The following is an 18,209-nucleotide window of genomic DNA, read 5'->3' as shown; positions in this document are numbered from 1 at the left end:
GATGGTCCTTGTTCTGGCTCAGGCCGCGGCGAGCGACTTTTTCGGGTCGTAGAAGGGAACTTCAACGATGGTTGCCCGTGCCGGACCGGAGCCGGTGACGACCTCGATCTCGGTGCCCAGCTCGGAACATTCGACGGCGACCATGGCCAGCGCGATGTTCTTTTCCAGACGCGGCGAATAGACGGCCGAGGTGACCTTGCCGACGTTTTCACCGTTCTGGTTGATCGGCCAGAAGCGGGTGTTGGGGCCTTTCAGCGGATCGCAGTCGATGACCAGACCAACCTGCTTGCGGGCGACGCCCTCTTCCTTGATGCGGCGCAGCGCGGCCTTGCCGATGAAATCGGCCTCTATGTCGAGGTTCACAAGACGACCCAACCCCAGTTCGAACGGGTTGGTCTTGATGTCGGCATCGGCGTGGTAGGACAGCATCCCGCCTTCGATCCGCCGGATCGAGGAGGTGTGGCCGGGCTTCAGGCCGAATTCGAGACCGGTTGCCATGATCTTTTCCCACAGCTCGTCGCCGCGCGACCCATCCTGAAGGTACAGTTCATAGCCTAGTTCGCTGGACCAGCCGGTGCGGGACACGATCAGCGGGATCCCATCCAGTTCGACCGCGCGCAGCCAGTAGTATTTCAGGTCCATGATCTCGTCGCCGAACAAGGCGCGCATGATCTCGCCCGACTTCGGGCCCTGAAGCTGCAGAGGCGACACGTCGGGTTCGCCAATGGTGACGTCGAGGCCCGAGTTGACGGCCACGCCCTGTGCCCAGAGCAGGATGTCGCTGTCGGCCAGCGAGATCCAGAAGTGGTTTTCAGCAAGACGCAGCAGGATCGGGTCGTTCAGGATGCCGCCGTCTGCGTTGGTGATCAGGATGTATTTGCACTGGCCCACGGCCATCTTGGACAGGTCGCGCGGGGTCAGCATCTGCACGAATTTGGCGGCGTCCGGCCCGGTGATTTCGACCTGACGTTCCACGGCCACGTCACACAGGATTGCTTCGTTCACAAGGTTCCAGAAGTTCTGTTCCGGGTTCCCGAAGTCGCGCGGGATATACATGTGGTTGTAGACGGAAAAGCCGGTCGCGCCCCAGCGGACGGTCGCGTCGAAATACGGGGACTTGCGGATCTGGGTGCCGAAGCCAAAATCGTCTGCGTTCTTCATGTCAGTCGCCTTCTCTTGCGTGGGACCGGTCAGGTCATCAGCGGTTGGATCTGGCGAGGTTCTAGTCCGGGAAATTGCCCGGCTGCGGTCTGGAAATATCGGTTTGGACAGCCCAAACGGACCGATTTTTCTGGCCTTCAAAGTCTGTTCAGACGCAGGTGGTCAGTTCGCGCCACGTGCGATCAGTTTTCCGACACTGGGCTGAATCGATTTGATTCTGCGGGTCGCGATGTAGGTCATGTAGCGATCCACCTCGACATCGGCCGCCAGCAGCCTGTCCATCAGTTCCTGGAACGCCGCCAGACTGGGCGTGTAGACATGCAGGACATAGTCCATCCCGCCGCCGGTCGCGATGCACAGGGTGATCTCATCCATAGTCTGGATCAGGGCCTCGAACCGGTCGAAGTCGGACTTGCGATGCCGTTGCAGCGAAACCGTAACGATAACCTGGGTGAAGTCGGCGATGCGCTCCAACGCCAGATCGGCGTGAAACCCACGAATATAACCGGCCGCCCGCAACCGATCCAAACGCGCCCAGCAGGGGGTGGGTGACAGGTTGACCAGTTCCGCCAATCGCGACTTGCTCAGCTGACCATGCAGTTGCAGTGCAGTGAGAATACGAATGTCGGCGGCATCCAGTCCCGTGGATTTCATTCTTCTCTGCCTTCACAAAGGTGCCAGCGGCATAATCTGCCGTGATCGTCCCAAGCTGCTACATTCCGCCGTCGCGGTAAAGAAGTGGTCTTCTTTCACATATACCAAAAGACCCCGCTGCCCCATGGCACGGGGCCCGGACACAATGGGCGGGACATCAGGGAAACGCTAGGCTGGCTGGGGTGGTAGGATTCGAACCTACGGTACGCGGTACCAAAAACCGTTGCCTTACCACTTGGCTACACCCCAGCAGCGAGGGGCTAGATACTCGGCCTTGTGGGACTGTTCAACCCCTTTCAATCCGAAAAATTCGGCTATTCTTTCGTGGCGTCCTCGGTCAGCAGGTCCTCGGTCTCGTCCTGTTCGCGCTCTGCATCGATCATCTTGTCCAGCGCGGTTTCATTGGTGGTTTCAACTGTCGCGACCTCGGCCGATTCCGCGGACTCGGGCGCGGCCGCGGCGGCCTGTTGTGCCGGGGTCTCCGGCCCCGGTGCCCCTTCAAGAAGCACCCGCTGGACCGCGTTCACAAGGTCGATTCCCGCCTCTTCAAAGGCGCGCTTCACAAGGCGCAGCGCCTCGCCCCGCGCCAGCAGGATCGATGTCTCATGTTGGTCGATCCAGCCGGTCACCTTAATCTGCGCGCCGCCCGGTTCGATCCCTTCGATCCAGGCCTGCGCGGCCGGTTCGGCAAGGACAAAGGGAAGGCCCTGCACCGTCTCGGCGGCAATCGTGCGCGCCTGCGACAGATCTGCGCCCGGATCGACGGCAAGGTCGAACATGAACCGCCGGTCGGATTGCTGGGTGAAGTTGATGATGCGGCTTTTGAACACGGTCGAATTCGGGATACGGATGTGGTTGCCGTCAAAGCTCAGCAGGATCGTCGCCCGGCTGGTCAGGCGGATCACCTTGCCCTGATCACCGTTGATTTCCACCGTGTCGTTCGGCCGGAACGGCTGCCGGATCGAAAGCAGGACCGAGGCGATATAGTTTTCTACCGTGTCACGGACCGCGAAACCGATGGCAAGGCCGACGATCCCCGCCGCGCCAAGGATGGTGGACAAAAGCGCGGTGGCGTTCAGGATATCCAGCGCAATCACCAGTCCGGCGACCACAAAAATGATAAGCACGATCTGGCGATAGAGATCGGCGATGAAGGCATTGGGCGCGAGCCGGTCCCACGGCTGCTTCATCCGCGCCAGAACCCGGCCAACAAAGGCCACGGCAAGAAATGCCGCAAGCGCAATCAGGATCAGGGGCAGAAGGGTGATCAACTGATCGACCCGCGCCAGGAACCGGTCCATGGCCGGGTCCAGCCGCCGGGCCAGATCGCCTGTTTCCGTCACCTCGTTCTTGACCGCGACCACCCCTTCGACGCGGGTGGCAAGCCCGGTCAGGCTGTCGATCTCGGCGGCCGAGGTGGCTGTGCCGCGTAGCGTAACGATGCCGTCGCTTACCTGAACGGTCACATCCTCATATCCCCCCAACTCGCCGATGATGTCGCGGATGCGGGTGGCGATGGCCGCGTCATCGGTGGCCGAACTTTGGGTCGTGATCGGGCCCGAAGGGGCTTCGGTCGTCTGCGCCGGTGACAGCGAAGGCGACAGGACCAGGGTCAGACAGATCAGAAGGATGTGAAAAAAGCGCATGGGAAACCGCAGCAATGAACGAATGCCCAAACCCTAGGACGGAAACGCCGGGGGTGAAAGTCAGACGTGCAGCGGGTCTGCCTTGGCCAGCCGGTCAAACCCCATGAGGCTGTCAACAAGCGCGGGCATCCGCGACAGCGGGATCATGTTCGGCCCGTCCGAGGGCGCAGTGTCCGGGTCCTCGTGCGTTTCGATGAACACGGCCCCGATCCCAAGGCTGACCGCGGCACGGGCCATGACCGGTGCAAATTCACGCTGGCCACCGGACGATCCGCCCTGACCACCCGGCTGCTGCACCGAATGGGTCGCATCCATGACCACCGGGTAACCGCTGCGGGCCATGATCGGCAAAGACCGCATATCGGCCACAAGGGTGTTATAGCCGAACGAGGCTCCCCGCTCGGTCAGCAGGATGCGCGTGTTGCCGGTGCTTTCGATCTTGGACACCACGTTGGGCATGTCCCACGGGGCCAGAAACTGCCCCTTCTTGACGTTGATCACAGCGCCGGTTTCTCCGGCGGCCAGCAAGAGGTCGGTCTGGCGGCACAGGAAGGCGGGGATTTGCAGGATGTCGGCGACCTCTGCCACCCGGGCGCATTGGGCCTCGGAATGGATGTCGGTCAGAACCGGGCAGCCGATCTCATCCTTCACGGCCTGAAGCACGGCAAGACCTTCGTCGACGCCAAGTCCGCGCTTGCCCGAAAGGGAGGTGCGGTTCGCCTTGTCAAAACTGCCCTTGAACACATATTGCGCCCCCGCCGCAGCGCAGGCCTCGGCCATGGTGCGGGCGATCATCAGGGCGTGGTCCCGGCTTTCAAGCTGGCACGGGCCCGCGATGACGCAAAGCGGAAGGTCGTTGGAGACGGTAAGACCGCCAATCTGGACATGTTTCATCAGGAAGAGACCTGTTCGCGAAGGATGGAAGCGGTAAGCGAGATCATCAGATAGATGCCCGCGAAGATCAGGAAGGTGACAAGCGTGTTTTCCAGCGCACGGGGATAGGTCGGATCGTCCGGGGCAATCGGGCGCACCGAGAGCGACAGGTAGCGGACCTGCCGCTCGGCCTCGATCCGGGCGGTTTCGCGCATGGTCAGCGCCTGCTGCACCATCAGGGTCTGGAACTGGTAATTCTCCTCGGCCAGCCGCAATTCGGTGGTCTTGGAGGCCAGCGTGGACCCTTCACCGCTTTGCTGGGTCATCTGGCTGCGCAGGGCGATAATCAGATCGTCAAGGTTGGCGATTTCCTGTGTCAGGGCGTTGACGCGCGCCTCGTTCGGGCGGCGCACGCTGCTCAACTGTGCCAGTTCAAGCTGCTTTTGCTGCTTCTGGGTTTCCAGCGTGCTGACCTGCGCAAGAATGGCCGATACCTCGCCCTCGGGGCTCAGGACGGACACCTCGTTCTGGATACGCAGCAATTCCTGAAGGGCCTGTTCGCGGCGCGTCTCGGCATCGCGATAGCTCTGCTCTGCACCGGCCATCTGATCTTCGCGCAGGCGCTGGGTCATCTGGTCGACCTGCTCTTCCGCATAGCCGATCAGCGCCTCCGAGAACCGCTGGCTGACGGTGGGATCGGTGGCGCTGACCTCCATCTTGATGACGCCCTCGCTAGGGTCATAGGCAATGCGGATGTGGTCCTGATAGGCGGCAAAGGTCTCTTCGTTCGACGCATCCTGCGGCAGGCGCTGGATCGCGTCGATGGACGGGTCCGAGAAATGGGCCTTGAACCCGTGTTCGGTGTCCAGCCGCTGCATCGCGTCGCGGCTGGTCAGGTAGGATTGCACCGCCGTGCTATCCTGCTGCGTCGCCATGCTGGTGCCCTGGAACAATCCGCCAAGACCACCCGCGGCAGCGGATGCGCCTTCGGCCTGCTGGATCACGAACTCGGATTTCGTGGCGAACAGCGGCGTTGCGATCGCGAAGAAGTAGTACCCCGCGATCAGCGTCGGCAGCATCACGAACATCGACAGGCGCGATGCCAGCAGAACCAGCCGCCGCCGCCGCCGTTTGGCGATATCGCGCTGAATCTTCAGAATCTCGCGGGCCCGCTGATCCGCCGGGTTCGGCTGAACCGGATGGCCCACCTCGCGGCTTTGCTGTGGGACGGTCTGGGGCAGCTGAATCCGACCAAGCGGCTGACCACCCGCAGAGGCGGGTTCGGCGGTGTTGGTCGGGTTGCTGGGCGGCTGCCCCCCACCCCCTGCCGCCGCGGTCGGCTTGACCAGTTCAAGGATCGAGGATTTTTCAAACGGGTCGATCCCGCGCGCGCGCAGTTGGCGCACAGCGTCGAAATCGGATGTGGCGGCGATGCCATGCTTTTGGGCTACACGCCGGGCCATGCGGAGTTGCCGCCCGGTCAGCCCCTCGGCCCGGATCGTATCAAGATCGGTTTCCGCCTGAACCTGCGCCGGGGTGTCCACCTGTCCGCCCATCGGCCGCGCGGCAGGGGCCGCCGGCGGGGCAGAGGGGGCCGTGCCGATTGCACCCAGCGGCGCACGCGTGTCGGGCCGGGCACTGCCCGGGCCGGTGCCGCTGCGCCGGATGCGGAATTTTCTAGCCTTGGGTTTCGTAGTCATACAACTGCTTCGCTTCTTCCAAGGTGTCAAACATGTGAAAACGGCCATTGGCAAGCACGGCGGCCGATCTGGCGAACTTCTCGAGCGTCTGGGGCTGGTGGGACACGATGATGACCGTCGTCGTTTCCAGCCGTTCGCGCATGATTTCGCCGGCCTTGCGGTTAAAGGCGGCGTCGGTCGTCTGCGGCATCCCTTCGTCGATCAGGTAGATGTCGAAATCCAGCGCCAGCATCAGGGCAAACGACAGGCGCGACCGCATCCCCTGGCTGTAGGTGCCGACCGGCATGTCGAAATATTCCTTGATGTCGCACAGCCAGCGGCAGAACGCTTCGACATAATCGGGATCAAGCCCATACAGGCGCGCGATATAGCGGGTGTTCTCGCGCGCGGTATGTTTGTGGACCAACCCACCCATGAACCCCAGCGGAAAGGAAATGCGGCTGGTGCGGAGGATCTTTCCTTCGTCCGGTTTTTCCAGCCCCGCCATCATGTTGATCAGGGTCGTCTTGCCGGTGCCGTTGGGGGCAAGGATGCCCAGAGAATTGCCAAGCTCCACCCGGAACGACGCCCGGTCAAGGATGACCTTGCGCTGCTTGCCGGTCCAGAAGGACTTGCTGACATCAATGAATTCCAGCATTGCGATCCGCTTTTGCCTGCCCGCGGATGGCCCGCAGAGCGTCTGCAAGGTCACCGAACATGGTTAACGCCCAATGATCAGGCGCTGTTTTTCTTTATATTATGTCGGATGGGGGCGGAAAAATACAATCCTTATTGCACAAATGAAAAGGGCGGCCCGGTCAGACCGCCCTTTTCCAAAACTGCCCCCGGAGGTCAGCTGTTCTGCTTCTGCACCCGGGTCAGCTTCCCCACGACGATCGAGATGACAGCCGCACCAAAGCTGAACAGGGCGCCCATCTTGGCCGCGTCCTGAACCGGACCCGGATCAAAGGCGACCGAGGCCACGAACAGCGCCACGGTAAAGCCGATCGCCGCGACGCAGCCGATCACGAACAGGTCGATCGTCCGCATCCCCTTGGGCAGGCCCAGTCCCATCGGCCCCGCCGCAAGCCAGCCGAACAGCAGAACGCCCACCGGCTTGCCGATCAGAAGCCCCGCCAGAACCAGCCAGGTCGGCGACGAAATGGCGGAAAACTCAACGCCGGCGTTCAGCAGGCCGAAGAAGAACAGGATGATCTCAACCGGGTGCTTCAGGATGTGTTCGATGTGGTTCAGAAGGTCGGTCAGATATTGTTCGGCCTCCGAGAAGAAACCAAAGGCCCGGTCGGCATGGGGGATGGTCGGCACGATCGGCAAAAGGCCAAGGGCCGGGTGAATCCCGCTTTCCTGAAAGCCGTACCAGCTGATGCAGCCCGCGATCAGGTAGGGCCAGAACGACAGGGTGTTGCGCGCCCAGGTGGACCAGGGCCGCGCGTCATTGCCACGATCCAGACGCCGGGGCAGCCAGTTCGCAAAGACGAACACGGCGACAGCGGCGGCCAGCGACAAGAGCAACCATTCCGGCGCCAGTTCGCCCGACGGGTAGAAGATCGCCAGAATAATCAGCCCGCCCGCGTCATCCGCGATGGCCAGAAGCAGCAGGAAACGCACCGCCGGATGGCCCGCGCCAAACACCATGCGACCCACAAGGTAGGAAAATGCGATGTCGGTCGCGGTGGGGATCGCCCAGCCGTTGGCGACAGCGCTGTAGGTCTCGGACCCCAGAAGCGCGGCAAGACCAAGGTAGACGGTGATCGGCCCGAGCATCCCGCCCGCGGTTGCCACCAGCGGGGTCGCGGCCTTTTTGCCACGCAGCGACCCGTTCTTGAGGATGATCGCCTCCCAGACTTCCTTGGCCGCGATGGCGAAGAACAACGCCATCAGCACATCGTTCACAAGGTAGTGCAGCGTCAGCGTCCGATATTCGACCTGCCCCGCCGCGTCATAATGGGCGTGGCCGATGAAGAAATGATCGACCAGCGGGTATTCGACGAAATGGTGATAGCTGCCGGGGTTCACGTTTGCCCAGATCAGGGCGATGATTGCCCCGGCGATCAGAAGCAGGGAATAATTGGTGACGAAATTCCAGACGCGATACATCGAGTTCCCCCGTTGGATATTGTTCCTTCGCGATTACCCCAATCGAACCAAAGGCACAACGGCGGCGGGCGGGAAATGGCCGTGCTGACCGAACGGATCGCGGAATGCAGGCTGTGTGCCGACAGGTTTCGGGCGACGGCGACGGCCCATGCGCCGCGTCCCGTGGTCTGGTTCAGGCCCTCGGCGCGGGTGCTGGTGGCGGGGCAGGCCCCCGGCGCGCGGGTCCATGAAAGCGGCCAACCCTTCACCGATCCCTCCGGTGACCGGCTGCGCGATTGGATGGGGGTGGACGGTGAAACTTTCTATGACCGGGACAGAATCGCGATCGTGCCGATGGCCTTCTGTTTCCCCGGCTATGATGCCAAAGGCGCCGACCTGCCGCCGCCGCCCCTATGCGCCCGGACATGGCGGGCCGAGGTGTTGGACAGCCTGCGGGACCTGCGCCTTATCCTTTTGGTCGGTGGTGCCGCGCAGCGTTGGCACCTTGGCACCCGCGCCGGTGTCACCGAAACCGTTGCCGGCTGGCGCGACCATTGGCCCCGCGTGCTGCCCTTGCCTCATCCGTCGTGGCGCAATACGGCGTGGATCAGACAGAACCCATGGTTCGAAACCGAACTTCTGCCCGCCCTGCGGGCCCGCGTCGCCGAGGTGCTGGATGATGACCGAACTTGATACCGCCCATGCCGCGATGGAGGCCGCGCCCGAGGACGATCTTGCACGCCTGCGATTCTACGAACGGCTGGCTGACACCGAACTCTTCCTGTTGCTGGAGGGCGAACCCGAGGGCGACGACGTGACCCCGCAAACATTCGAGGTCGAGGATCAGACCTTTGTCCTTGTCTTCGACCGGATCGAACGGCTGACCGGGTTTACGGGCAGTGAAAGCCCCTACGCCGGGCTGTCTGGTCGGATGCTGGTGCGGATGCTGGCCGGGCAGGGAATCGGGCTGGGGCTGAACCTTGAAACCGGGCCGTCGGCCATGCTGATCCCGTCGGACGCTGTCGATTGGCTGGCCGAAACGCTGGCCCATGGCCCCGAAGTGGCCGAGGCCCGACCGGTCGAGTTCACCGCGCCGCAAGGGTTGCCCGACAGCGTGGTCGCCGGGATTGACCGCAAACTTGCCTCTGCCGTGGGGCTGGCCCGTTTCGCCTATCTGGCCGGGGTGATCTATGACACGGGCGCGCGGGGGCACATGCTGGCCTTCGTCGACGCGGTCGAAGGGGCCGAGGCCGCGCTGGCCTCTGCCGCGGGCGAGGCGCTGACCTTTTCGGGAATCGACGCAGGCGCAATCGACGTGGCCTTTGTGCGGGCGCAGGATTCGGCGGCCGCCAGTCTGGCGCGGGTCGGGCTGCGGTTCGACCTGCCCGAACCCGAGGTTGCTGCCGCGCCCATCGCCCCCGGCAGCGACCCGGACAAGCCGCCGCGCTTGCGCTAGGGACCGGCAAGGCGGGAAACGGCAGGTAACAGGACTGTCGTCCCGCTCGTGCCGCGCATTTTCGTAAATCGGGAGATTTGGTCGGAGCGAGAGGATTCGAACCTCCGACCCCCTGCTCCCGAAGCAGGTGCGCTACCAGGCTGCGCTACGCTCCGACCGTGGGGCGTGGGTTAATCCGCCCGCGCGGAATATGCAAGCGCCTTATTGCCCCCTTTTGAAGCGGATCGAACTGGGCAGGAACGGGCTGATCCGCAGGGTGGTTCCGGTCTCGGGGCGGGACCGGGTGCGCAACACCGGACGGTTGGCAGAATTGCCCGATTTGCTTTCGCGCAGCACGATATAAAGGCCCGAGGCGATGATGATCGCCGATCCCAGCGCCGTTGCCCCGTCGATCTGTTCATCGAAGAAGAAGGCGCCATAGGCACTGGCCCAAAGGATCTGGGAATATTGCATCGGCGCGACGATCACTGCCTCGCCCGATTTGTAGGCCGCGATGATTCCCAGCCCCGCGACCCAGGCCAGGACCGACAGGATCGCCAGCAGGCCTAGATGTTCCACCGGCATCGGTTTGTAGACGAGGGCAAGAAACGCGCCCATCACAAGGAAATTGGCGACCATCGGATAAAGCAGAAGCACCACATTGCGTTCATCCGCCCCGATTTTACGCACCACGACCGAGTTCAGCGCCCCGCCAAAGGCCGCCATCAGCGCGGCAAGGTGGCCAAGGCCAAGTTCGGTCTGTCCCGGTCGCAGCACGACCATCACCCCGACCAGCCCGACCAGCACGGCAAGCCCCCGGCGCAGGCGCACCTTCTCGCCCAGAATCGGGATCGCCAGAACGGTGATGATCAGGGGCGAGGCGAAGATCATCGCATAGACCTGCGCCAGCGGCAGAACCGAAAACGCATAAAAGGCCGACATGCCGGTGACCACCGCCGCGACGGTCCGCAGGGCCATCCACCACGGGTGCGCGGGCAACAGGGTGCCCGGCGTCGCATCCCGCATCAGCATCAGCGTGGCCAGCGGAAAGCTGAGAAGGACGCTGAAAAACACCAGCTGGACCGGCGAATAAAGCCCGCCAAGGATTTTCACCAGAACGTCGTGGGTGGCGAAAATGCCAAATGCGATCAGCGCGTAAAGCGCGCCTTTGATATTCGGGCTCATGAATCCGGCCTTTGGTGATAGCGCCAACAGTTTTGGGGAATATCGTCGCGGGGTCAATCTGGCGACCCTCAAAATACGAAACCCCGCCCTGCGTTGGGCGGGGTTCTGTTGTCATCGTCCGATCAGATCAGAGGCTGGCGTCAAGCGCCCCGATGATCGCGTCGCCCATTTCGCTGGTGGTCACAGGGGTCACGCCCTCTTCGCCCAGAAGATCGGCGGTGCGGACACCATCGGCCAGAACCTTCTCGACAGCCTTTTCCAGACGGTCGGCCTCGGCCCCCTGATCGAAGGAATACCGCAGCGCCATTGCGAACGACAGCACACAGGCGATGGGGTTGGCCTTGCCCTGACCGGCGATATCCGGGGCCGACCCGTGCACGGGTTCATACAGCGCCTTCGGGCGGCCGTTGGCCATCGGCGCGCCAAGCGATGCCGAGGGCAGCATCCCAAGCGACCCGGTCAGCATCGCGGCGGCATCCGACAGAAGGTCGCCGAACAGGTTGTCGGTGACGATCACGTCGAACTGCTTGGGCCAGCGGCACAGCTGCATCGCGCCGGCGTCGGCGTACATGTGCGACAGCTCGACATCCGGATAATCCTCGTCGTGGACCTTCTGGACCACTTCGCGCCACAGGATGCCCGATTCCATCACGTTGGCCTTTTCCATCGAACAGACCTTGTTGCCCCGGCGACGTGCCAGTTCAAAGGCAGACCGGGCGACGCGGTCGATCTCGGATTCCGTGTAGCGCTGGGTGTTGATACCCACGCGTTCGTTGCCTTCCTCGAAAATGCCGCGCGGCTCGCCGAAATAGATGCCGCTGGTCAGTTCGCGGACGATCATGATGTCGAGGCCCGCAACCACATCCTTTTTCAGGGACGAGAAATCGGCCAGCGCGTCAAAGCACTGCGCCGGACGCAGGTTGGCATACAGGTCCATTTCCTTGCGCAGGCGCAGCAGGCCGCGTTCCGGCTTTACGCTGAAATCCAGCACGTCGTACTTCGGGCCGCCTACGGCACCCAGAAGAACCGCGTCCACCTCTTGCGCCTTGGCCATCGTGTGGTCGTGCAGCGGCGTGCCATGCGCGTCATAGGCGGCCCCGCCGACAAGGTCTTCGCTGACGTCAAACTTCAGGTCGCGCTTGTCGCCGTACCAGCCGATGATTTTCTTGACCTCGGCCATGACTTCCGGGCCGATCCCGTCGCCGGGCAGGATGAGGAGAGAGGGGTTGGACATGGGTTTGGTTCCGTCGTGATAAGGGTTCGGCACCGCCTAGCCCTTTGCCCCGCGAGGGTCAAGAAACCAAAGGCGAAAGCCCCTCGGCCAGCAGGTCCCAGACGCGGCGGATGCGCGGGGTTTGCCGCATCGCCTCATGCGCGGTCAGCCAGACCGGCAGCGTCGGCAAGGGAAACCCAAAGTCCAGACGTTCGACCAATGGGTCGTTGTCCCCGATCTCGGCCTGAGAAAACCCGATGCCCGCCCCGGCCCGAACAAGCGCCCAATAGGCAAGCTGGTCATCGGTGCGCATCCGGAACCAATGGCGGTCCACATCCATTCCCGCCGCCCGGAACCCGTCCAGAATGTCGGACTGGGCGTCATAGCCGATCACCTCATGCTGCGGCAGGTCTTGCGGCCCCTTTGGACGGCCGCGCCGCGCCAAATAGGAGGTGGCGGCATAGGCCGCCAGTGACAGGTCGCCGATATGGCGGGTCACGAGGTCCAGTTGCGTCGGCCGATACATACGGATCGCGATGTCGGCCTCGCGATACAGCAGGTTGCTGCTGGTGTCTGACGGAACCAATTCCAGTTCGATCTCGGGTTCGGCCTCGCGGATGCGGGTCAGGATCGCAGGCAGGTGAAAGGTCGACATGACGACGCTGGCCGTGATCCGCACGGTGCCCGCCAGCCGCTCCTCGCGCCCCGCAGCGGTCAGGGCGATTCGGTGCATGGCCTCGCGCATGTCGCGGGCGGGGGCGACCAGCGCCGCGCCGGTCTCGGTCAGTTCGAAGCCGCGCGCCCGGCGGTGAAACAGCGCCGCACCCAGCTGCGCCTCGATCGCCTTGATCTGGCGGCCAAGGGTCGGCTGGCTGCTGCCAAGGTCGCGGGCTGCGGCGGACAGGCTGCCGGTTTCGGCCACGGCAAGAAACGCCTGCACCAAAGACCAGTCGAGGGAGTGAAGCGGTTTTGTCATTCAATAATGAATACACGATATGCCGCTATGGGCAATTTCAAAACAAAGGTGAATGGATAAATGTCGACCCATCACATGAAGGAGATCGACATGACTGGAAAGGTTCTCATCCTCGGCGGCTCGGGCAAGATCGGGCATCACGCTGGGCAGGCATTCAAGGACGCGGGCTGGCAGGTGGACTATTACCGCCGTGGCACCGACATGACCAAGGCGGCACAGGGGGCGGATGTAATCGTCAACGGGTTGAACCCGCCCGCCTATCACGACTGGGCCAACCTGATTCCCCCGATCACCGCGCAGGTCATCGCCGCCGCCCGCGCCAACGGGGCCACCGTCATCATTCCCGGCAACGTCTACAACTATGGTGACCGGGGCGGCGAATGGTCTGACCAGACCCCGCAAGTTCCGGTCAGCCGCAAGGGCCAGATCCGCAAGGAGATGGAAGAAATCTACCGCGCCGCGGGCGTGCCGGTGATCATCCTGCGGGCCGGCAACTTCATCGACCCGTTGGCAAATGGCGATGTGATGTCGATGGTCCACCTGCGCGGGATCAAGTCGGGCAAACTGACCATCGCGGGCGGGCCGGATGTGATGCAGGCCTACTGCTACCTGCCGGACTGGGCGCGGGCGGCGGTGATGGTGGCGAACCGGCGGGCCGATCTTGCGCCCTTCGAGGACATCCCCTTTCCGGGCCATGCCTTCAGCGGCGCTCAGTTGCGGGACGAACTTGAACGGCAACTTGGGCGACCCGTCCGGTTCAGCCGCTTCCCCTGGTGGATCATGTCCGCCCTGTCCCCGGTCTGGGAACTGGCGCGCGAGATGAAGGAAATGCGCTACCTTTGGGAAACCTCGCACTGGTTGGGCCGGGACAAGTTCGACCGCCTTTTGCCGGGGTTTCAGGACACGCCGTTTGACGCGGTGATCCGCGCCTCACTCGCGGCGCAGATCGACCCAGACAAGGCGATGCGGCCCGGCGGCAAGCCCGTCGTCGCCCAGTAGCACAGCCGCAGGATCGTCGGGCGCGGGCCAGAAAACGCCCGCGCCCGAAACCGTCCAATCGACAGAGGGCAGGACATAGGACACCCGCAGGTTCCCCGGCTCTCCCTCCGGCCAGTCGGCGGTATCAAGGGCTGGGTCGCCGCGATGATCGGGATCAGGGGCCAAGGCCGCGCCCGCGCTGCGCGGGGCCGGGTCTTGCAGTCGGGGGGCGGCCAGAAAATCGGCCATCGCCCCGGCGAACCCGTCACCATCCACCGGGTCAAGGTTGCTGTTGCCCGCGAGGATGAAGCTATCCGGCACCCGGCCAAACGCCCCATCCAGAACCGCCGTCCACAGGCGCAGTTCATCCCGGCCCCGCAATCCGTTCAGATCTTCCGGTCCGTCGAACACCGGCGGGGTGGCGGCATAGACCAGCAGATCAAAGGGCGGATCGTCCAGCGGGGCAATCCGCACGATCCAATGGCCAGAAGACGACAACCGTTGAACCGCCTGCGCCTCGGCCGACGGGAAATCGTCTTCGGGCAAGGTCGCACCGGCCAAGTCCCGCCACAGCACGTCCGACAGATCGACAGAGGCCCCCGTATCAATCGGCAGGCGCGACAGCACCGCCATGCCATTGTCCCCGGCAAAGAACCCGAACCCCTGCCGGTCCGCCGCGCCGCCCAGCCGGCCGTCACCGTCCAGATCAAGGTCGGTCATCCAGACGCTGTTCGGCGCCCGTGCAAAGCGATGGGGATAGGGCGCGCCCGATTGGGCCAGAAGATCGGCAAAGGCCGCCAGCGCGACCTGATCCGCGTCATAGTCGAAATCGGTCAGGATCAGGATGTCGGGATCGGCGTGGGCAATCACGGCGGCAATCGCGGCGATGCCGGGATCGTCGCCCTTCAGGATATCGCGTAGCAGAAGCCCCGGCCCATCCCGGCTTAGCGGGGCGGCAAAAGTGGCAACGCGGATCGGGTCGGCAAGTCCTGTCGTCGCCGCAAGGATCAGGCCGAGGCCGGCTCCCACTCCTCTTGCGAGGCGGCATAGTCGCGACGGCGCTTTTCGCAGATCATCTGGGCAACCCGGTGGATCGCGATCCCGCGCATCAGAAGGGAGGATGGCAAGAAGGCCCATGCGGTCATCGTCCAGATCAATGTATGCGGGTCCGCCAGGCTGATCGGGTCGAACAGGTTCGACGCCAGCTTGACGAAGGCCGGGATCACGAATGGCAGCAGAAATCCTAAGATAAGGTTAATCTGGCTGTCCCGGCTGAGCCGCTCAACCACGTCGCCGCCTGCGGTCGGGTCAAAGGTGGGCATGTTGGTCCAGACATTGAATCCGCCCACCTGGCGCGGCCAGCGCTGGAAGCGCATCACCAGAACAAAGACACCAAGCGACAGGATCGACACCAGATAGGACAGACCTGCCGCCGTGCGGACCGAGCCGACAAGCGCGCCGCTGGCGTCTTCCGGCAGCATCAGCACCATCAGGCGAACCGGCGAATAGGGGAAGTCGATCACATCGGCGATACGGGCCCCGATCGCTTCGAAGAACATGGTCAACGTCGTGGGCGCGACCTTGCCCCGGCAGATCACGGCCAGCATGAACACCGTCATGAACAGGGCAAGGAACCGGATCCGGTTGAAGGGCGGGGCGTCCCTGAATTCCACAAGGCTGGGATAGGCCGCGCGATATTCGACGAAGGTAAAGATGCCGGCAATCAGCCCCACAAGCGCAACAATCTGCGTTGTGTCGGCCGGGGTTACCGGCAACAGGATCGACGGCGTCGCAACCAGCAACACCATCAGAAACGCGCGTGTCAGCGCACTTGCAAGTCTCGATACCACTCGACGTCCATCCTCAATCCGGTCGGCCGCGATACGATGCCGCGCCCTTGTCCCAGTTTGATTTTCCGCCACTGCGGCGGTCTGCCTCATTCTTGACATGATTTTGCCCAGATTCCGATTGGTCAGCAAGTGATGGGTCAACTGACCGTGGAACTGGGGCGGTTTTGCGGCGAAACTGGTGCCGGAATGCAACCATTTCAAAGCCTTAGAATGGTGCCCTGTTTTCAGCCACAAGATGCGGTGTGCAATTTGAGGGTCCGCCACCAGATAGGGCGGCCCGCGCCTAGGCTTCGAAATGCGCCCGATATGCGGGCAAAATGTTGGAAAATGTGGCACATGGTAAACAAGAACCGCCCCGGAAACCCGGGGCGGCCCTTAGAATTGACACCATTGCCTTGGGAAATCAGACCCAGGGACGGTCCTGCGCCATCTTCGCTTCATAGGCGTCGATCGAGGCGCCTTTTTCCAGCGTCAGACCGATATCGTCCAACCCGTTGAGCAGGCAATGCTTGCGCCAGGGGTCAACCTCGAACGCGATCTCACCGCCGTCGGGTCCGGTGATCGTCTGGTTTTCCAGATCGACAGTCACGGTCGCGTTCGCGCCCCGCTCTGCGTCGTCCATCAGCTTGTCCACATCTTCCTGCGGCAGGACGATCGGCAGAATGCCGTTCTTGAAGCAGTTGTTATAGAAGATGTCGGCGAAGCTGGTGGAGATCACGCAGCGGATGCCGAAATCCAGAAGCGCCCAAGGGGCGTGTTCCCGCGACGAGCCGCAGCCAAAGTTGTCGCCCGCGACAAGGATCTGCGCATCGCGATAGGCCGGCTTGTTCAGAACGAAATCTTCGATCTCGTTGCCCTGCCGGTCATAGCGCATCTCGTCGAACAGGTTCACGCCAAGGCCCGACCGCTTGATCGTCTTGAGAAAGACCTTGGGGATGATCATGTCGGTGTCGATATTGACCAGCGGCATCGGCGCCGCGATCCCGGTGAGTTTGGTGAATTTTTCCATCAGATCATCTCCCGCACGTCAGTCAGGTGCCCAGTGATTGCAGCGGCGGCGGCCATGGCCGGCGACACGAGGTGCGTGCGCCCCTTATAGCCCTGACGCCCTTCGAAGTTGCGGTTCGAGGTCGAGGCGCAACGCTCGCCCTCGGACAGCTGGTCGGGGTTCATGGCAAGGCACATGGAACAGCCGGCCATCCGCCATTCGAACCCGGCCTCCTTGAAGATATCTGCCAGACCTTCTTCTTCAGCCTGGGCGCGGACGAGGCCGGACCCGGGGACGACCATGGCGCGTTTGACCTTAATCTTCTTGCCCTTGAGGATCTCGGCCGCGGCGCGCAGGTCTTCGATCCTTCCATTGGTGCAGGAGCCGATAAAGACGGTGTCGATCTCGATGTCCGACAGCTTCTGGCCCGGCGTCAGGCCCATGTATTCGATCGACCGGCGGGCGGCCTCGACCTTGCCGCCAGAGAAGCTCTCGGGCGCGGGAACCACATCGGTGATCGGCAGCACGTCCTCGGGCGAGGTGCCCCAGGTGACGACGGGAGCGATGTCTTCGCCCTTGATGGTGATGACCTTGTCCCAATGGGCGTCGTCATCGGAATAGAGGGTTTTCCACCATGCCAGCGCGGCCTCGTACTGGGCGCCTTTCGGGGCGTGGGGGCGGCCCTGCACATAGGCAAAGGTCTTTTCATCCGGGGCGATCAGACCGGCGCGGGCGCCGCCTTCGATCGCCATGTTGCAGACGGTCATGCGGCCTTCCATCGACAGGTCGCGGATCGCTTCGCCACAATATTCGATGACATAGCCGGTGCCGCCGGCGGTTCCGGTCGCGCCGATGACGGACAGGGTGATGTCCTTGGCGGTCACACCGGGGCGCAGTTTGCCGGTGATCTCGACTTTCATGTTCTTGGATTTCTTCTGGATCAGGGTCTGGGTGGCCAGAACATGTTCCACTTCCGAGGTGCCGATCCCGTGGGCCAGCGCGCCGAATGCGCCGTGGGTGGCGGTATGGCTGTCGCCGCAAACCACCGTCATGCCGGGCAGGGTCCAGCCCTGTTCCGGGCCGACGATGTGCACGATGCCCTGACGCACGTCGGTCACCGGGTAGTAATGGATGCCGAAATCCTTCGCGTTCTTGTCAAGCGCGGCCACCTGAATGCGGCTGTCTTCGGTCATCTGGTCGGGGTTTTCCCGGCCCAGCGTGGTGGGCACGTTGTGGTCGGGCACCGCGATGGTCTGATCGGGGCGGCGCACCGGGCGGCCCGCCATGCGCAGCCCTTCAAAGGCCTGCGGGCTGGTCACCTCGTGCACAAGGTGGCGGTCGATATACAGAAGGCAGGTGCCATCCTCGGCCTCATGGGCGACATGGGTATCCCAGATTTTATCGTAGAGCGTTTTACCGGACATGGTGTCCTCTTTCGTGCAAATGAAAAGGGTCGTGCGAACAGGGTGCCCCT

At 63.1% G+C, this 18,209-nt stretch carries 17 protein-coding genes and 2 tRNA genes; 3 read left to right on the top strand and 16 right to left on the bottom strand.

Translation table 11 applies throughout. The annotated features are described in order from the left end of the window. Positions 1 to 18: 18 nt before the first annotated feature. The 8 genes from EU803_RS14405 to EU803_RS14370 all read right to left on the bottom strand — a co-directional run bounded on the left by EU803_RS14405 (position 19) and on the right by EU803_RS14370 (position 8,131). Positions 19 to 1,161, bottom strand: a complete 1,143-nt coding sequence (locus EU803_RS14405; RefSeq protein ID WP_129684053.1) for a glycine cleavage T C-terminal barrel domain-containing protein — start codon at positions 1,159 to 1,161, stop codon at positions 19 to 21. A 162-nt stretch (positions 1,162 to 1,323) separates the two neighbouring features. After that, positions 1,324 to 1,815: an Lrp/AsnC family transcriptional regulator gene (locus EU803_RS14400; protein ID WP_129684051.1), complete on the bottom strand. Its 492-nt coding sequence runs from the start codon at positions 1,813 to 1,815 to the stop codon at positions 1,324 to 1,326. A gap of 174 nt (positions 1,816 to 1,989) precedes the next feature. Beyond that, positions 1,990 to 2,064 (bottom strand) — tRNA-Gln (locus EU803_RS14395). 65 nt (positions 2,065 to 2,129) lie between these two features. Next, positions 2,130 to 3,461, bottom strand: coding sequence for a mechanosensitive ion channel domain-containing protein (locus EU803_RS14390; RefSeq protein ID WP_129684049.1), 1,332 nt, complete (start codon positions 3,459 to 3,461; stop codon positions 2,130 to 2,132). Positions 3,462 to 3,521: 60 nt separating this feature from the next. Next, positions 3,522 to 4,355 carry a 3-deoxy-8-phosphooctulonate synthase gene (gene kdsA, locus EU803_RS14385; RefSeq protein WP_129684047.1) on the bottom strand — a complete coding sequence of 278 codons (834 nt, stop codon included), beginning with the start codon at positions 4,353 to 4,355 and terminating at the stop codon, positions 3,522 to 3,524. Beyond that, positions 4,355 to 6,034, bottom strand: coding sequence for a capsule biosynthesis protein (locus EU803_RS14380; RefSeq protein ID WP_129684045.1), 1,680 nt, complete (start codon positions 6,032 to 6,034; stop codon positions 4,355 to 4,357). Before EU803_RS14380 ends, kdsA begins: the two co-directional genes overlap by 1 nt. After that, complete coding sequence (locus tag EU803_RS14375) at positions 6,012 to 6,671, bottom strand: ATP-binding cassette domain-containing protein (protein ID WP_129684043.1); 660 nt, start codon at positions 6,669 to 6,671, stop codon at positions 6,012 to 6,014. The genes EU803_RS14380 and EU803_RS14375 overlap by 23 nt, the downstream gene beginning before the upstream one ends. Before the next feature lie 194 nt (positions 6,672 to 6,865). Beyond that, on the bottom strand, positions 6,866 to 8,131 hold the full coding sequence (locus tag EU803_RS14370; RefSeq protein WP_129684041.1) for a Na+/H+ antiporter NhaA: 1,266 nt from the start codon (positions 8,129 to 8,131) through the stop codon (positions 6,866 to 6,868). Positions 8,132 to 8,206: 75 nt separating this feature from the next. Between EU803_RS14370 and EU803_RS14365 the strand changes: the two genes are divergently transcribed. Beyond that, positions 8,207 to 8,803: a uracil-DNA glycosylase family protein gene (locus tag EU803_RS14365; RefSeq protein WP_129684039.1), complete on the top strand. Its 597-nt coding sequence runs from the start codon at positions 8,207 to 8,209 to the stop codon at positions 8,801 to 8,803. Then, entirely contained in the window at positions 8,790 to 9,566 is a 777-nt protein-coding gene (locus EU803_RS14360; protein WP_129684037.1) for an SseB family protein, read from the top strand. The genes EU803_RS14365 and EU803_RS14360 overlap by 14 nt, the downstream gene beginning before the upstream one ends. A gap of 78 nt (positions 9,567 to 9,644) precedes the next feature. Here the strand turns inward: EU803_RS14360 and EU803_RS14355 are convergent. The 4 genes from EU803_RS14355 to EU803_RS14340 form a co-directional block, all read right to left on the bottom strand. Next, positions 9,645 to 9,721 (bottom strand) — tRNA-Pro (locus EU803_RS14355). A 46-nt stretch (positions 9,722 to 9,767) separates the two neighbouring features. After that, positions 9,768 to 10,730 carry a DMT family transporter gene (locus EU803_RS14350; protein ID WP_129684035.1) on the bottom strand — a complete coding sequence of 321 codons (963 nt, stop codon included), beginning with the start codon at positions 10,728 to 10,730 and terminating at the stop codon, positions 9,768 to 9,770. Between the two features lie 127 nt (positions 10,731 to 10,857). Beyond that, positions 10,858 to 11,964, bottom strand: coding sequence for a 3-isopropylmalate dehydrogenase (leuB, locus tag EU803_RS14345; RefSeq protein WP_129684033.1), 1,107 nt, complete (start codon positions 11,962 to 11,964; stop codon positions 10,858 to 10,860). A gap of 58 nt (positions 11,965 to 12,022) precedes the next feature. Continuing rightward, positions 12,023 to 12,919: a LysR family transcriptional regulator gene (locus EU803_RS14340; protein ID WP_129684031.1), complete on the bottom strand. Its 897-nt coding sequence runs from the start codon at positions 12,917 to 12,919 to the stop codon at positions 12,023 to 12,025. A 60-nt stretch (positions 12,920 to 12,979) separates the two neighbouring features. Between EU803_RS14340 and EU803_RS14335 the strand changes: the two genes are divergently transcribed. Continuing rightward, positions 12,980 to 13,918: an epimerase gene (locus tag EU803_RS14335; protein ID WP_242494381.1), complete on the top strand. Its 939-nt coding sequence runs from the start codon at positions 12,980 to 12,982 to the stop codon at positions 13,916 to 13,918. Here EU803_RS14335 and EU803_RS14330 read toward each other — a convergent pair. The 4 genes from EU803_RS14330 to leuC form a co-directional block, all read right to left on the bottom strand. Then, complete coding sequence (locus EU803_RS14330; protein WP_242494380.1) at positions 13,850 to 14,926, bottom strand: endonuclease/exonuclease/phosphatase family protein; 1,077 nt, start codon at positions 14,924 to 14,926, stop codon at positions 13,850 to 13,852. The genes EU803_RS14335 and EU803_RS14330 overlap by 69 nt on opposite strands. Further along, the gene (locus EU803_RS14325; RefSeq protein ID WP_242494379.1) at positions 14,905 to 15,705 is read right to left on the bottom strand and encodes a hypothetical protein; all 801 of its coding nucleotides are present in this window, start codon (positions 15,703 to 15,705) and stop codon (positions 14,905 to 14,907) included. The genes EU803_RS14330 and EU803_RS14325 overlap by 22 nt, the downstream gene beginning before the upstream one ends. A gap of 445 nt (positions 15,706 to 16,150) precedes the next feature. After that, positions 16,151 to 16,756 carry a 3-isopropylmalate dehydratase small subunit gene (gene leuD, locus EU803_RS14320; RefSeq protein WP_129684027.1) on the bottom strand — a complete coding sequence of 202 codons (606 nt, stop codon included), beginning with the start codon at positions 16,754 to 16,756 and terminating at the stop codon, positions 16,151 to 16,153. Then, positions 16,756 to 18,159 (bottom strand): 3-isopropylmalate dehydratase large subunit, encoded by a 1,404-nt coding sequence (gene leuC, locus EU803_RS14315; RefSeq protein ID WP_129684025.1) that lies wholly within the window; start codon positions 18,157 to 18,159, stop codon positions 16,756 to 16,758. Before leuC ends, leuD begins: the two co-directional genes overlap by 1 nt. Positions 18,160 to 18,209: the final 50 nt, after the last annotated feature.

The sequence above is a fragment of the Loktanella sp. IMCC34160 genome (genome assembly GCF_004145845.1).
GTDB lineage: Bacteria > Pseudomonadota > Alphaproteobacteria > Rhodobacterales > Rhodobacteraceae > SELP01.
The sequence above is the reverse complement of the archived record's forward strand: the minus strand, read 5'-3'. Positions and strand labels throughout refer to the sequence as shown.

Bases quoted from the DNA above. Each gene is read 5' to 3' on its own strand.
- EU803_RS14390 (WP_129684049.1), bottom strand. From the start codon at position 3,461: ATGCGCTTTTTTCACATCCTTCTGATCTGTCTGACCCTGGTCCTGTCG.
- kdsA (WP_129684047.1), bottom strand. From the start codon at position 4,355: ATGAAACATGTCCAGATTGGCGGTCTTACCGTCTCCAACGACCTTCCG.
- EU803_RS14335 (WP_242494381.1), top strand. From the start codon at position 12,980: ATGTCGACCCATCACATGAAGGAGATCGACATGACTGGAAAGGTTCTC.
- leuD (WP_129684027.1), bottom strand. From the start codon at position 16,756: ATGGAAAAATTCACCAAACTCACCGGGATCGCGGCGCCGATGCCGCTG.
- EU803_RS14360 (WP_129684037.1), top strand. From the start codon at position 8,790: ATGACCGAACTTGATACCGCCCATGCCGCGATGGAGGCCGCGCCCGAG.
- EU803_RS14405 (WP_129684053.1), bottom strand. From the start codon at position 1,161: ATGAAGAACGCAGACGATTTTGGCTTCGGCACCCAGATCCGCAAGTCC.
- EU803_RS14350 (WP_129684035.1), bottom strand. From the start codon at position 10,730: ATGAGCCCGAATATCAAAGGCGCGCTTTACGCGCTGATCGCATTTGGC.
- EU803_RS14325 (WP_242494379.1), bottom strand. From the start codon at position 15,705: ATGGTGTTGCTGGTTGCGACGCCGTCGATCCTGTTGCCGGTAACCCCG.
- EU803_RS14370 (WP_129684041.1), bottom strand. From the start codon at position 8,131: ATGTATCGCGTCTGGAATTTCGTCACCAATTATTCCCTGCTTCTGATC.
- EU803_RS14380 (WP_129684045.1), bottom strand. From the start codon at position 6,034: ATGACTACGAAACCCAAGGCTAGAAAATTCCGCATCCGGCGCAGCGGC.
- leuC (WP_129684025.1), bottom strand. From the start codon at position 18,159: ATGTCCGGTAAAACGCTCTACGATAAAATCTGGGATACCCATGTCGCC.
- EU803_RS14400 (WP_129684051.1), bottom strand. From the start codon at position 1,815: ATGAAATCCACGGGACTGGATGCCGCCGACATTCGTATTCTCACTGCA.
- EU803_RS14375 (WP_129684043.1), bottom strand. From the start codon at position 6,671: ATGCTGGAATTCATTGATGTCAGCAAGTCCTTCTGGACCGGCAAGCAG.
- EU803_RS14365 (WP_129684039.1), top strand. From the start codon at position 8,207: ATGGCCGTGCTGACCGAACGGATCGCGGAATGCAGGCTGTGTGCCGAC.
- EU803_RS14340 (WP_129684031.1), bottom strand. From the start codon at position 12,919: ATGACAAAACCGCTTCACTCCCTCGACTGGTCTTTGGTGCAGGCGTTT.
- leuB (WP_129684033.1), bottom strand. From the start codon at position 11,964: ATGTCCAACCCCTCTCTCCTCATCCTGCCCGGCGACGGGATCGGCCCG.